Origin of the sequence: uncultured Merdimmobilis sp., assembly GCF_902471145.1 — a bacterium.
Classification (GTDB): Bacteria; Bacillota; Clostridia; order Oscillospirales; family Ruminococcaceae; genus Merdimmobilis; species Merdimmobilis hominis.
This window is the reverse complement of sequence record NZ_CABRJC010000002.1, coordinates 154,751-168,537: the sequence shown is the minus strand read 5'-3', so window position 1 is coordinate 168,537 and position 13,787 is coordinate 154,751. Positions and strand designations below refer to the sequence as shown.

Here is a 13,787-nt window from a genome sequence, read left to right as displayed (position 1 = left end):
TGGGGGTGGGGGAAAACCAGGCTGGTTAAATCTCCTGTCCGGTCATGGCGGACAGCACCGAAAAGCCGTCGTTTTCCACAACCTGTATCGGGGTGCCCAAGGCGGCCTGGGCCTCCTCAAGGGTCACGTCGTCTAAAAACATATCCTGTTCGTGGCGCAGCATCACGTTTGGGATCAAAAGCGCCTCACCCAGGTCTTTTCCCTTTAGCTGGGCCATCAGGTCGGTGCCGGTGATAAGGCCCGCCACGGTGATGTTGTGCCCGAAATAGTCGTTGACAATCCGGTGGACCTCCACGGTCAGGCCGGGAAACAGCTCCTGGGCCTTCCCCGCCAGTTTGCAGAGAAGGGGGTAGGCCAGCACACCGGTGGCAATGGACACCTTCCGGGTGAGAGGACACGGATCGCACAGGGAACAGGCGCTCGTAAACTCCTGTTCCAACTGGGCCATCAGGCCCACGCCGTTGTCCAGCTGGTCGAACTCCCCGTAGTACTCCACCGGGGGGATGGGCCGCCCGGCCAGCAGAAAGAATTCGTCAGAGGGGTAGGCCACCCGGACGCCCCGCTCTTTTTGGACTTCATCGGCAAAGGCGTCGATGGTGTCGATCACCGCTGCGGCCTCCGGCGCCGTGTAGGTCCGCAGGGGGTAAAGGCCCTCCCGGTAATCGGTGAGCCCCACCGGCACGCAGGCGATGCTCTGGAGGTTTTCCCCCAGAGCGCCCAAATCCCGCAGGCTGCGGGAGAGCTCCTCCCCGTCGTTGATGCCGGGGCAGAGGACCAGCTGGGTGTTGACCTTAATCCCCCCCTCGGTCAACATTTGAATATACCGCAAGCTGCTGGCCGCCCGGGGATTTTTCATCATCTCCACCCGCAGCTGGGGGTTGGTGGTGTGGACCGAGATGTTGATGGGGCTGATCCGCATCCGGATGATCCGCTGGATGTCCCGGTCCTCCAAATTGGTCAGGGTGATGTAGTTGCCGAACAAAAAGGAGAGCCGGGCATCATCGTCCTTAAAATACAAGCTCTCCCGCATGCCTTTGGGGGTCTGGTCCACAAAGCAGAAGATGCATTTGTTTTTGCAGTTCTGTTGCTTGTCCATCAAATAGGTGTCAAACTCCAGCCCCAGGTCGTCGTACTCCCCTTTGTGGACCTTGACGATGTAGGGGACGTTCTGCCGCAGCAGTTCGATTTGCAGCTGGCGGTCGGTCATATAGAACCGGTAATCCAGCACGTCGTCGATGGGGTTGCCGTTGATGGATACCAAAGTATCCCCTGTCTGAATCCCCGCCCGTTGGGCGTGGGAATGTTTGTCGATTTCACGGATGGTGACCGCCAGTGGAAATCCCCCCTTGTTTAAAAAGAAGCGTACTATTCCTTAGCTTTTGCCGCAGTGGAAAAGGTTATGCCCGCCCAAAAGCAAAAAAATAGAGGCGGAAACACGTCCCCCCTCTATCCTTTGAAGCTATGCAACTAGCCCTCGATTTTGATAACTTCTCTGCCTTTGTAGAAACCGCAGTTTCCACAAACTCTATGGGGGAGCTTCAGCTCGCCGCACTGAGTGCATCTGCACAGTGCAGGGGCTTCCAGCTTCCAAACGTTGGAACGTCTTTTGTCTCTGCGGGTTCTGGATACTTTTCTCTTCGGTACTGCCATGTTCAGCACTCCTTTATTTTATTTCTAGTTTTGGTTGTTCAAAAGGTCTTGCAAGACCTGCAATCTGGGGTCGATGGACTGTTTGCCGCACCCGCAGGTTGTCTCGTTAAGGTTGGCGCCGCAAATGGGGCACAGACCCTTGCAATCCTCGCGGCACAGCGCCTTGATTGGTAGCTCAAGGAGGATGTCGGAGGTGACAAGCTGGTCCAAATCCAGCAAACCGTCTTTTACCACGATAAAATCGTCGTTGTCCTCGTCGTTGAGTTCACGCGCCAGTACATGCTCAAAACGATAGACGGTGGGCCGATCGGACTGGGTGAGGCAGCGGTCGCAGATGGTGGTGAGCACAAAGCTGGCTTCGCACCGCAAGGTGACAATACCCGCCCTGTTTTCCACACTGCCCGTGACCTTAACCGGCGACTGAAACGGCCTTTGACCCCACTGACTCACCTGGGAGAGGTCCAGCTGGCGTTCAAATGCCAGCGACTCCCCTTCGATATCAAAAATACGGCCCAAATCAATCATTTTGATACGACGCTCCCTTCGGCTGGTACCCCAAGCGACGGATGCCATACCCATATCGCAAGAACCACGGACTTTTCTGCTGGCCAAAAAGGGCAGAAATCACCCTTTGCAGCCAAATGCTACTCAAATATTATAGTAAGCCAGACGTGGTTTGTCAAGAGAGATTGCCCCGTTTTTTGGGAGAATACCGGCATTTTTTGCGGGTTTGTTTTGGTAATTTCGTATGAATCCGCCCCCTTTTTCCCAAACAGTGCCAAAGGGGGCACTTTCCCCGAGAAAAAACCGCCTCGGCCTTTCTGCCAGGGCAGTGTCTAGTATTGGCAAAGAAATGGAAAATAGCCGGGAAAATCCTGCCAGGCGGCGGGATCTGTTCCCGGCTATTCTCACGCATCGGCCGCTTCCCGGAACCGCTGCATCCTGTCCAGGGGAATTTCAGCCCCGGCAGACAGTGCTTTTGTTGCAAGAGCCACAAAAGACAAATGGGTAAACATCCAAAGGGGGAAACAAAAAAATTAGAAGCTTGCCAACCCAGCCCCGAATGCGCTGCAGTTTTCCAAGGCGGAGGCATCGGGGGTCTCGTTGACGATCAGCCCTTCCCCGCGGTAGAGGACTGCCCCAGCCACAGCGACGCGATCCTGCCAATCCCGCATCCACTGGCCATCCCCCCAGCCATAGCTGCCGAAGAGGGCCACCTTTTTGCCGGAGAGGCCGCCTTCAATGGAGGTAAAAAAGGGGTCGAACTCCCCTTCCTCCAAGACTTCGCCGCCCATGGCGGGACTGCCGAAAGCCAACACGTCAAACCCTTGAAGGATGCCGGCGTCCGCCTGGCCTACCGGAAGAAGGGACACCTCCGCACCGGCACCTTTGGCCCCTTCTTCGATGGCGCTGGCCATGGCCTGGGTGTTGCCGGTACCGGACCAATATACAATTGCTATTTTGTTCATATACAGCCTCCTGTTGTCTCAATGTTCGTTTTATACCACGGGAAAAATCTGCACAATGGAAAGCCCCATCCCCACCCGGCGGCACAGGGAATCCCGGCAGCGGTCATACTGTTCAAACAACGCCTTGGCCTGGTCTACGTCACCGTAGACCTTCCAGTGGCCACAGTATTTGTATTTCTGGCCGCAGTACCGGCAGAACCCAGCCACATCCTCCGGCGGATACCCGAGGAACAGCCCCACCTCATGCGGGAATTCCTGGCCCTCCATCCGGTGCCTGAGCCGGTGCAAACAGGCGTCCACCCCAGCCCCAGGATCATAGCCCGCTTTAATCAATAGCTTTGCGACAGCCCTCTTCGCCAGGTGCCGCTTCAGTGCCTCCGGGCGGTAGACAAGCACCAGGAACCGCCGGTCGCACTGACATAGGACATCCAGGCGGATGCCCCGCTCCTCCAGCTTCGGGCCCTGTTCTTCCAGCAGGTCCGGCAGATGGGGGTAGTCCGCTTTGGAACAGGAGACCAGATTAGCCGGCTTAATTCCCGCTAAGGCCGGGGCACAGTGGCGCGCCAACAATTGATCAAAGGATTGTGCCATGGTGGGGACTCCTTTCTCGTGGTTAGTTAAAGCTAACTATATGGGAAAAAGAAAACGGCTGCTTGCCGCCGAAATTGGTTAGCATTTGCTAACCCCATATTCACTATACCATGTCCTCCTCTCCTTGTCAAGGAAAAACCTCCCTTACCGCCCAAAATTTTTCTGTGAGCCTGTGCATCCCCGGTTTGGATTCCTTGAGACCGGTAGGGGGAGCCGCCGGTCAGAACAGCAGAATCCCAAACCGTTTGAACTCACGTACAGCCGACCCCAAATTCCAATGTCTCACCGTTAAAAAAGCCGGAACCGCCCCTGCCGGGGAGCAGTTCCAGCCCTTTTGGATTTAAACCAGCCGCCGCACCAGGTCTTCCCGGCCGCCGGGCAGAAGGTCGATAGGCGGAATTTCAATCATCGTGTAACACCCCGGCTGCTGCCGCACTGCCCCACGAGCCGCCGAAGCCATCAGCTGGCCAGTGAGGGCGGGGTTGTCGATGGCCATATCAAAGGAGAACCTCTGGCTGTCCCGCTGGCCGCTGACCCCTTTGCGGCTCAGGTGGACTCCATGTCCCCGGTCCATCAGGTCAGCAACCCGTTCCACCGGAATGACGTGGGTCTCGTCGTGGATAAAATAGGGGTCGGCACGGATGGCCTCCTCCACCCGGCCCAGTTCCGCGCCCGGCAGCAGCTCCACATAGACCATCCTCCGGTGAAGTCCGGTTCCCAAAGGGACGGTCAGGGAGAGGGCATCCTTCACCCCGGTGATCGCTTTGACCGCAACCGTGTGGCCCATGCTCATCCCCGGCCCGAAGTCGGTGTAAGTGATGCCCCGGGGGGCGGATGCTTCCAGCAAGGCCCTCACTGCCGAATCCAGGCCCGGGTCCCATCCGGCGGAGAGGATGGCTGCCACTCCGTTCTCCTTAGCCACCCGATCCAGCCTGGCCCGCACCTGAGGGATATCCCCGTGGATGTCAAAACTGTCAGCTGTGGCGATGCCCTTGCGCAGCAGCTTCACCGCCGCCTCCGGCACCATCCGGGAGGGGAGGGCCAAAATCGCCGCCTGGGGCTTTTGAGGCAGGTTCTCCACCGAATCCGCCACCGCCACCCCCGGCAGGCCGGAGAGCCCTCCGCCGCTGTGGCGTACTACCCCGACCAACGAGAGATCTGGGGAGGCGAGCACCGCTTCCACGGCGGCCTTGCCCACATTTCCATAGCCGATCACCGCTGTCTTAATCATGAAAAACAACTCCTTTTTGCTCGCCCCATTTGGGCGCAAAAAAGGACGGGGCACAGGGGATTCCCCTTTTGCACCGTCCTTTTTGTTTCTTATTCAACCGGGAGATTATGCGATATAACCTTTCAGGCTCTCAGGGAGCTCAGAGGGATCGCAGGATACGGTAAACACCAATTCCACTTCGCTGTCTTTGGTCAGCTTGTTCAGCTTGTCGATCATCTTGGCCAGGCCTTCCAGGTCTTTTCCGCCGATTTTCAGGGTTGCATCCACATACATGTCAGTGATGTCATAATTCCCCGCCAAAATGCCGGCCAGGAAGCCATAGAACGCATCAAATCCACTGATGTCATAGGTCTCAATGTCCACAAGGCGGGCCTTATGACTCAGGTCATAGGTCAGCTGCAAGCCTTTCTCCACACAAACAACCGCACCGTGATCCTTTGCGACCGCTGCGTTGACGCCGTCTACCAGTTTTTTTGTTTTCCCGGAGCCCTTATTCCCTACAATCAATTTAATCATGGTGTTTTCCTCCCTTTTTGGTGGTATTATGTAACCGCTGGCGCGGGTACCTTCCTGTTTTGTTGTGGGCATTACAGCTGTGCTTCCAGCTGCTGCCGCAGTTCCTCGTAACCGGGTTTGCCGAGCAGGGCGAACATGTTTTTCTTGTATGCCTCCACACCCGGCTGGTCAAAAGGGTTGATCCCCAAAAGATAGCCGCTGACGGCACAGGCCATTTCCATAAAGTAGATGAAATATCCCGTCTCAAAGGCGTTGACCTGGGGCAGTTCCAGCACTACACTGGGCACCCCGCCGGAGCGGTGGGCCAAGGCCGTGCCCTCCATGGCTTTGCGGTTGACCTCTGAGAGCTTCCAGCCGGCCAGGAAGTTGAGACCGTCGAAATTCTCCTCTTCTTTGGGGAGAATGAATTCCTCAGCCGGCTCCCCCAAATCCACAATGGTTTCAAAGAGGATGGGGCTACCCTCCTGGATGAACTGGCCCAGGGAATGGAGGTCGGTGGAGAAGGTGGCCGCTGTGGGGAGAAGTCCCTTGTGCTCCTTGCCCTCGCTCTCCCCAAAGAGCTGTTTGTACCACTCCGCCATCATGGAAAAGCTGGGGTCGTAGCTGACCAGCATTTCCGCCTTTCGCCCTTTGCGGTAGAAAAGGTTGCGGATAGCCGCGTAACGGATGCAGCTGTTGCCGCCAAAATCCGGGGCGGACAACTCCTCCCGGGCAGTGGCGGCGCCGTCCATCAGCGCCTGAATATCCCCGCCGCTGACGGCGATGGGCAGAAGCCCCACCGGGGTGAGAACCGAGTACCGGCCCCCCACATCGTCGGGGATGACAAACCGCTCATACCCCTCCCGAACCGCTAAGTCGTGAAGGGTGCCCCGGCTGCGGTCGGTGGTGCAGTAGATACGCTTCTGGGCTTCCTGTTTGCCGTACCGGTGCTCCAGGTACTCCCGGAATACCCGGAAAGCGATGGCAGGCTCGGTAGTGGTCCCGGATTTGGAGATCACATTGACCGACACCCGTTTCCCCTCGCAGAGGGAGAGGAGCTGGCACAGCTGGCTGGAACTCATATTGTTGCCGGCAAAATAGATCTGGGGGGAATCCTTGGCAAGGCTGTTGTACAGCGGGGAGCCCAAAAGCTCAATCACCGCCCGCGCCCCCAGGTAGGAGCCGCCAATGCCGATGACGACAAGCAGGTCGCTGTCCCGCCGGATTTTTTGGGCAGCCATCTGGATGCGGCAAAACTCATCCCGGTCATACTCCGCCGGCAGATCCAGCCACCCGAGAAAATCATTCCCCCGGCCGGTGCGCTTGCAGAGCGTCTGGTGGGCCGCCACCGCTTGGGCGGCGATTGCGTCAAAATCTTCGGGGCTCAGGAAGCCTTTCAGATACTGTTCTTTCAGCTTAGTCGCCATAGAACTTCCTCCTCGTTTTGCCTTATCCATAGTTTAGCGTATTCCAGCAAATTTTTCAAGTTTAAAAGTGATAATTCTCCTGTTTTTGTTGATCATTCACAGATTTTTAAGAATTCATCCGACTGGCGGCCTCCCACAGGGTTTCTAGGCCCTTGAGGAAAGTCATCCGCTCCACGCCGCTGGCCGCGGTCAAGTCGTAGCGGCTCACCGGGGTGCCCTCCACCAAAACGGTGACCGAACCCAGGACCTCCCCCTGCTCCACCGGGGCGTGGACATCCTCGGCCAGCTGGATCTCCTGGGTGATGGAACTGCCGCCGCCCTTCTCCACCACAACTGGCATAGGAGGCACAAACTGGACCTCCACCTGGCGCTCTACACCGCCCAAAACTTTCACTGGGGTCAGCTGTTCTTGGATGGATGGCGGCTGTACCGCTTCATAGTTGGCAAAGCCGTAATCCAACAGGGTGCGGGCGGCGTTAAACCGCTCGTCGCTGGTGCTGGAGCCCATGGTGACCGCCACCAGGCTCAGGTTCCCGCGGGTGGCGGAGGCGGAAAGGCAGCTTCCCGCGCCGTCGGTGGTTCCGGTCTTCAGGCCAGTGGCCCCTTTGTAAAAGCGGATCAGCCGGTTGGTGTTGACCAGTTGGGTTTTGCCGTCCCGCAGGGAATCCATCCAGACGGTGGTGTACTCTTTAATTTTTTCGTGTTTTAGGAGCTCCCGGGACATGATGGAGATATCCCGTGCGGTGCTCAGGTGGCCGTCGGCGTCCAGGCCATTGGTGTTTTCAAAATGGGTGTTTGTCATCCCCAGTTCCTGGGCCCGGCGGTTCATCAGGTCCACAAAGGCGTCTTCGCTGCCGGCTAGGTGTTCCCCCAGAGCGCAGGCCGCGTCGTTGGCGCTGGAGATGGCCGTCGCCTTGAGCAGCTCGTGGACGGTCATCTCCTCCCCCACCTCCAGCCAGATTTGGGAGCCCCCCATGCTGTTGGCGTTGGGGGAACAGGTCACTTTGTCCTCCAAGCTGATTTTGCCGCCATCCAAGGCCTCCATCACCAGAAGGAGGGTCATCACCTTGGTGATGGACGCCGGGTGCATCTTTTCGTCCGCGTTCAGTTCGTAGAGCACCCTGCCGGTGTTCTGTTCCACCAAAATGCCCGATTTTGCCGGGATATCCCCCACCGCGCCCGGCTGTGCCCACACGGGCAGGGCCTGCGCCAGCAAGAGGGCCGCGGCGACAAAGGCCGCTGTGCATTGCCGGATCGCTCGTTTCATACGCTCACCTCGTCGATTCAAAACTCGGTACAGTGTATGCTCGCCCCGCCGCCGCGAGAACGGCTTTCCCTTCCGCGGCAGATTGTGGGGAAAATTTTGCAAAAGCGACGTTTTTTCCCCCGCCGGATTGATCGTTTTACCTAGAAACCGCCCCCGTTCAGGGGGATTATTTCGGCTGGCTGCGTCTTGTAATTGCACGGGGGATTTTGTATAATTTAGAGGTAAGAAATTCGCGGTCTCGGCATCGGGGCCGCTTGTTTTGCTCCCGCTCACCCGATTATATCGGGGACAAGCTGTGAAAAACCGCGAAACCCGGGGTTTTGCGGCCTCTACAGCCCTGCCGGGGCGGGAAAAAACCTCTCGCCAGCCCTCTGCTTCGCGTGACGGGAGGAACCCTTTTATTATGAGCGCCGACGCGAAGCGGCAGAATGGATGATTGCTATGCGCATCGCTTTTTATACCCTGGGCTGCAAGGTCAACCAGTATGAGACCCAGGTCCTCAGCCAGCAGTTTGCCGCCGCCGGTTTTGATTTGGTGGAGCCCACCGATATCGCCGACGTCTACGTGGTCAACTCCTGCACCGTTACCTCCAGCGGGGACAAAAAAACCCGCCAGATCCTGCGCCGGCTAAAGCGGCAGAACCCCGCCGCTAAGGTGGCGCTGACCGGCTGTTTCCCCCAGGCCTTCCCCGACGCGGCAGAGGCTTTTACTGAGGCGGACGTCATCACCGGTTCCTACAACCGGGCCTCCTTGCTGCCCGCCATCCGGGAGTGCCTGGCAACCGGCAGCCGGGTGGTCAACATCACCGCCCACCAAAAAGGGGAAGCCTTTGAGGACATGAAGGCCGGAAAGTTCTTTGAAAAGACCCGGGCTTCCATCAAAATTGAGGACGGGTGCGAGCGCTACTGCGCCTACTGCATCATCCCCTATGCCCGGGGGCCGGTCCGCTCCAAACCTTTGATGGATCTGAAGCTGGAGCTGACCGAGCTGGCCGCCGCCGGCTATAAAGAAGTCGTCCTGGTGGGCATCAACCTGTCGGCCTATGGCAAGGACTTCGGCGGCCATCTGACCGACGCCATCGCCCTGGCCTGCACCACCGACGGCATCGAGCGGGTCCGCCTGGGCTCCATCGAGCCGGAGATGATCACCGACAAAGACCTGGAGGAGATGGCCCGCTATCCCCGCCTCTGCCCCCAGTTCCACCTGGCGCTGCAAAGCGGGTGCGACGCCACCCTCAAGCGGATGAACCGCAAATACGACACCGCCGAATACCGCCGGATGGTGGGCAAAATCCGGGAGCTGTTTGAGAACCCCTCCATCACCACCGACATCATGGTGGGCTTCCCCGGCGAGACCGAGGAGGAATTTGCCTCCACCCTCCAGTTCGTAGAGGAGATCGGCCTGGCCAAGGCCCATGTCTTCTCCTACTCCATCCGGGAGGGCACCGCCGCCGCCCGGATGTCCGGCCAGGTGGACCCGCAGGTCAAGGAGGAACGCAGCGCCCGGCTCATCGCCGCCACCGGCAAGACCCGGCAGGAGTTCCTCCAAAACCAGGTGGGCACCGTCCAGGAGGTGCTGTTTGAAACCCAAACTGGCGGCCTGACCCACGGGTACAGCAAAAACTATACCCCGGTCTTTGTAAAGACGGATGAAGATGTCACCGGCGCCATCCTCCGGGTGGAGATCACCGGGGCCGAGGCTGACCACTGCATCGGCCGCATCCTGTAACCCTATGTTATCCCTTCGGCATCCGCCGAATTTATCTGTGTTCCCCATCCCCTCAACCGACCATAAATGAGTAGTAAGGAGAGTTTGGAATGTCTGTTACCAGAATCTATGTGGAAAAGCGCCCCGAATTTGCCGTGGAGGCCGCCGGTGCCCTTTCCGACATCACCTCCGCCCTGTCCATCGACTCCATCACCTCCCTGCGCCTTGTCAACCGGTACGACGTGCAGGGAATCTCCCAGGAGGATTTTGACGCCGCCCGGGGCACCATTTTTTCCGAGCCCCAGGTGGATGACACCTATGATGAGCTGCCCGCCTGCAATGGCCGGGTGTTCGCGGTGGAATACCTCCCCGGCCAGTTTGACCAGCGGGCCGATTCCTGTGCCCAGTGCATCCAGATTTCCACCCAGAAGGACCGCCCGGTGGTCCGTTCCGCCAAGGTCTACCTGCTGGAAGGGGAGGTCTCCGACGCCGACTTTGCCCGCATCAAGGCCTATCTGATCAACCCGGTGGAGAGCCGGGAGGCCTCCCTGGAAAAACCGGAGACCTTGGACACCAACTACGCCATCCCCGAGACGGTGGAAACCCTCTGCGGATTCACCGCCCTTTCGGAGGAGGAGCTCTCCCAGTTCATCCGCCAGTACGGCCTGGCCATGGATCTGGACGACATCAAATGCTGCCAGAACTATTTCAAAAATGAGGAGAAGCGGGACCCCACCATCACCGAGGTTCGGATGATCGACACCTACTGGTCCGACCACTGCCGCCACACCACCTTCTCCACCCATATCGACGACGTTTCCATCGACTGCGATTACATCAAGGACACCTATCGGGAATATCTCTCCCTGCGGGAGACCCTGTACGCCGGCAAAGACCGCCCCATCACCCTGATGGACCTGGCCACCATCGGCGCAAAAGCCCTGAAAAAACAGGGGCTTCTCACCGACCTGGACCAGTCGGAGGAGATCAACGCCTGCTCGGTAAAGATCAAGGTGGACCACGACGGGGTTTTGGAGGACTGGCTCCTGATGTTTAAGAACGAGACCCACAACCACCCCACTGAGATCGAGCCCTTCGGCGGTGCGGCCACCTGCCTGGGCGGCGCCATCCGCGACCCCCTCTCCGGCCGGAGCTATGTCTACCAGGCCATGCGCCTCACCGGTGCGGCCGACCCCCTCGCCCCGGTGGAGGATACCATCCAGGGCAAACTCTCCCAGCGCAAAATTGTCACCACTGCCGCGGCGGGCTACAGCTCCTACGGCAACCAGATCGGCCTGGCCACCGGCCACGTGACCGAACTGTACCATCCCGGCTATGTGGCCAAGCGGATGGAGGTGGGCGCAGTCATCGGCGCGGCCCCTGCGGAAAATGTAGTCCGCATGGTCCCCGAAGCCGGGGATGTGGTCATCCTGCTGGGCGGCAAGACCGGCCGGGACGGCTGCGGCGGCGCAACCGGCTCCTCCAAGAGCCACACGGTAGAATCCCTGGAGAGCTGCGGAGCCGAAGTCCAGAAGGGCAATGCCCCCGAGGAGCGCAAGATCCAGCGGCTGTTCCGCAATGGTGAGGTCACCCGGATGATCAAGCGCTGCAACGACTTCGGCGCAGGCGGCGTGTCGGTGGCCGTAGGCGAGCTGGCCGACGGCCTCTCCATCAACCTGGACGCCGTCCCCAAGAAATACGACGGCCTGGACGGCACCGAGCTTGCCATCAGCGAAAGCCAGGAGCGGATGGCCGTCGTGGTCGCCGCCGGCGATGTGGACAAGTTCATCGCCGAGGCTTCCAAGGAAAACCTGATGGCCACCCCTGTTGCGGTGGTCACTGACACGGGCCGCCTCTCCATGACCTGGAACGGCAACACCATCGTGGACCTCTCCCGGGAGTTCCTCAACTCCAACGGCGCGGTGAAACACACCACCGTTGCGGTTCCTGCCCCTCAGTTCTCCGAGAAAGCCCACGGCGCTTCCCTGCCTATGGAGGAAAAATGGCCCAAGGTTTTGGGTCACCTGAACGTCTGCTCCCAGAAGGGCCTGGTGGAGCGGTTTGACTCCTCGGTGGGCGCGGCCACTGTGCTGGCTCCCTTTGGCGGCAAGCACCAGCTGACCCCCGCCCAGGCCATGGCAGCCAAGATCCCCGTCCTCACCGGCGAGACCAACACCGCCTCCCTGATGGCCTGGGGCTTCAACCCCTACATCGGCGAGGTGTCCCCCTATCATTCCGCCATGCTGGCCGTGGTGGAGTCGGTGGCTAAAATTGTAGCCGCCGGCGGCAGCTACCGCCACTGCTGGATGAGCTTCCAAGAGTACTTTGGCAAGGTCAAGGATGACCCCGCCCGCTGGGGCAAGCCCTTCGCCGCCCTGTTGGGCGCTTTGAAGGCACAGCTGGAGCTGGGCATTGGGGCCATCGGCGGTAAGGATTCCATGTCCGGCACCTTTGAGGACATCGACGTCCCCTCCACCCTGATCTCCTTCGCCGTTTCCACCGCCCAGGTAGACAAGGTGGTCTCCGGCGAATTCAAAAAATCCGGTAGCCCGGTCTACCTGCTCCAGCCGGAGTTTGACAAAAACGGCCTGCCCTGCTTCGACTCGGTTAAAAAGGTGTTTGACACCGTCGAAAAGCTGATCTCTGAGAAGAAGGTCCTCTCCGCCTACACCCTGGGCATCGGCGGCGTGGCGGCCGCCGTCAGCAAGATGGCCTTCGGCAACTCCATCGGCTTTGCCTTCGCAGAGAAGCAGGACGAAAACACCCTCTTTAAGACCTCCTATGGCGGCTTTGTGCTGGAAACTGCAGAGGAGATCGACGGCCTGCCTCTCCTGGGCCATACCACCGAGGACTTCACCGTAAAGGTCAACGGCGCCACCGTGGACCTCTGCAAGGCCCAGGAGGTTTGGGAGAACAAGCTGGCCCCCATCTTCCCCGCCCAGCTCCCCACCCCCAAGATCCTGGTGCCCACCCACTCCTTTGCGGCTAATAAGGAATTCCACGCCGCATCAAAGATCGCCAAACCCCGGGTGCTGATCCCTGTATTCCCCGGCACCAACAGCGAGTACGACACCGCCAAAGCCTTTGAACGGGCCGGCGGCAGCGCCACCACCTTTGTGATCAAAAACCTCTCCTCCCAGGATATCGAGGAATCGGTTGCCGCCTTTGAGGAGTTGATCCACCAGTCCCAGATCATCGCCATCCCCGGCGGCTTCTCCGGCGGCGACGAACCCGACGGCTCCGGCAAGTTCATCACCGCCTTCTTCCGCAACCCGCGGATCAAAGACGCGGTCCACGACCTGCTCAAAAACCGGGACGGCCTGATGCTGGGCATCTGCAACGGCTTCCAGGCCCTCGTTAAACTGGGCCTTGTCCCCTTCGGTGAGATCGTGGACATGGACGAGACCTGCCCCACACTGACCTTTAACCGGATCGGCCGCCACCAGGCCAAGCTGGTCCGCACCCGCATCGCCTCCAACAATTCCCCCTGGCTGATGCATTCCCAGGTGGGGGATGTCTACACCATCCCGATCTCCCACGGCGAGGGCCGGTTTGTCGCCAGCCCCCAGCTGCTGGAGAAGATGGCCCAAAACGGCCAGATCGCCACCCAGTATGTGGATCTCTGCGGCAATCCCACCCTGGATACCCGCTACAACCCCAACGGTTCGGTGGACGCCATCGAGGGCATTCTCTCCCCTGACGGCCGCGTTCTGGGCAAGATGGCCCACTCCGAGCGGTTCAGCGGCGGCACCTTCTGCAATGTGCCCGGCAACTACGATATGAAATTGTTTGAGGGCGCTGTGGACTACTACACCAAATAACCAATAAACCCAAAACCGCCGGGGGCTGTTAGCCCCCGGCGGTTTTTTGAAAGAAAATATTTCGATTGCGGCTACAACTTCCCCCTAGAGTTTTTGGTGGAAATTGGGTAGACTAAACGGGATAGTCCG

11 protein-coding genes are annotated in these 13,787 nt (G+C 59.2%); 2 read left to right on the top strand and 9 right to left on the bottom strand.

Annotation, left to right across the window (positions count from 1 at the left end):
- Positions 1-25: 25 nt before the first annotated feature.
- From RDQ42_RS02185 to RDQ42_RS02145, 9 genes are all read right to left on the bottom strand, one after another.
- Positions 26-1,312 carry a DUF512 domain-containing protein gene (locus RDQ42_RS02185; RefSeq protein WP_308588232.1) on the bottom strand — a complete coding sequence of 429 codons (1,287 nt, stop codon included), beginning with the start codon at positions 1,310-1,312 and terminating at the stop codon, positions 26-28.
- A 155-nt stretch (positions 1,313-1,467) separates the two neighbouring features.
- On the bottom strand, positions 1,468-1,650 hold the full coding sequence (gene rpmF, locus RDQ42_RS02180; protein WP_074026312.1) for a 50S ribosomal protein L32: 183 nt from the start codon (positions 1,648-1,650) through the stop codon (positions 1,468-1,470).
- A 24-nt stretch (positions 1,651-1,674) separates the two neighbouring features.
- Entirely contained in the window at positions 1,675-2,175 is a 501-nt protein-coding gene (locus RDQ42_RS02175; RefSeq protein WP_054331956.1) for a DUF177 domain-containing protein, read from the bottom strand.
- A gap of 512 nt (positions 2,176-2,687) precedes the next feature.
- Positions 2,688-3,119, bottom strand: coding sequence for a flavodoxin (locus RDQ42_RS02170; RefSeq protein ID WP_308588195.1), 432 nt, complete (start codon positions 3,117-3,119; stop codon positions 2,688-2,690).
- A gap of 30 nt (positions 3,120-3,149) precedes the next feature.
- Positions 3,150-3,710: a DUF3793 family protein gene (locus RDQ42_RS02165; protein WP_308588193.1), complete on the bottom strand. Its 561-nt coding sequence runs from the start codon at positions 3,708-3,710 to the stop codon at positions 3,150-3,152.
- A 340-nt stretch (positions 3,711-4,050) separates the two neighbouring features.
- Positions 4,051-4,941, bottom strand: coding sequence for a diaminopimelate dehydrogenase (locus tag RDQ42_RS02160; protein ID WP_054332058.1), 891 nt, complete (start codon positions 4,939-4,941; stop codon positions 4,051-4,053).
- Positions 4,942-5,046: 105 nt separating this feature from the next.
- Complete coding sequence (locus RDQ42_RS02155; protein WP_054331959.1) at positions 5,047-5,457, bottom strand: hypothetical protein; 411 nt, start codon at positions 5,455-5,457, stop codon at positions 5,047-5,049.
- A gap of 71 nt (positions 5,458-5,528) precedes the next feature.
- Positions 5,529-6,863 carry a glucose-6-phosphate isomerase gene (locus tag RDQ42_RS02150; protein WP_308588191.1) on the bottom strand — a complete coding sequence of 445 codons (1,335 nt, stop codon included), beginning with the start codon at positions 6,861-6,863 and terminating at the stop codon, positions 5,529-5,531.
- Between the two features lie 106 nt (positions 6,864-6,969).
- Positions 6,970-8,130 carry a D-alanyl-D-alanine carboxypeptidase family protein gene (locus RDQ42_RS02145; protein WP_054331960.1) on the bottom strand — a complete coding sequence of 387 codons (1,161 nt, stop codon included), beginning with the start codon at positions 8,128-8,130 and terminating at the stop codon, positions 6,970-6,972.
- A gap of 441 nt (positions 8,131-8,571) precedes the next feature.
- On the opposite strand from RDQ42_RS02145, the gene mtaB reads away from it, so the two are divergent.
- Together mtaB and RDQ42_RS02135 are read left to right on the top strand one after the other, a co-directional pair.
- Complete coding sequence (mtaB, locus tag RDQ42_RS02140) at positions 8,572-9,858, top strand: tRNA (N(6)-L-threonylcarbamoyladenosine(37)-C(2))-methylthiotransferase MtaB (RefSeq protein ID WP_054332059.1); 1,287 nt, start codon at positions 8,572-8,574, stop codon at positions 9,856-9,858.
- A gap of 89 nt (positions 9,859-9,947) precedes the next feature.
- The gene (locus RDQ42_RS02135; RefSeq protein ID WP_308588189.1) at positions 9,948-13,658 is read left to right on the top strand and encodes a phosphoribosylformylglycinamidine synthase; all 3,711 of its coding nucleotides are present in this window, start codon (positions 9,948-9,950) and stop codon (positions 13,656-13,658) included.
- Positions 13,659-13,787: the final 129 nt, after the last annotated feature.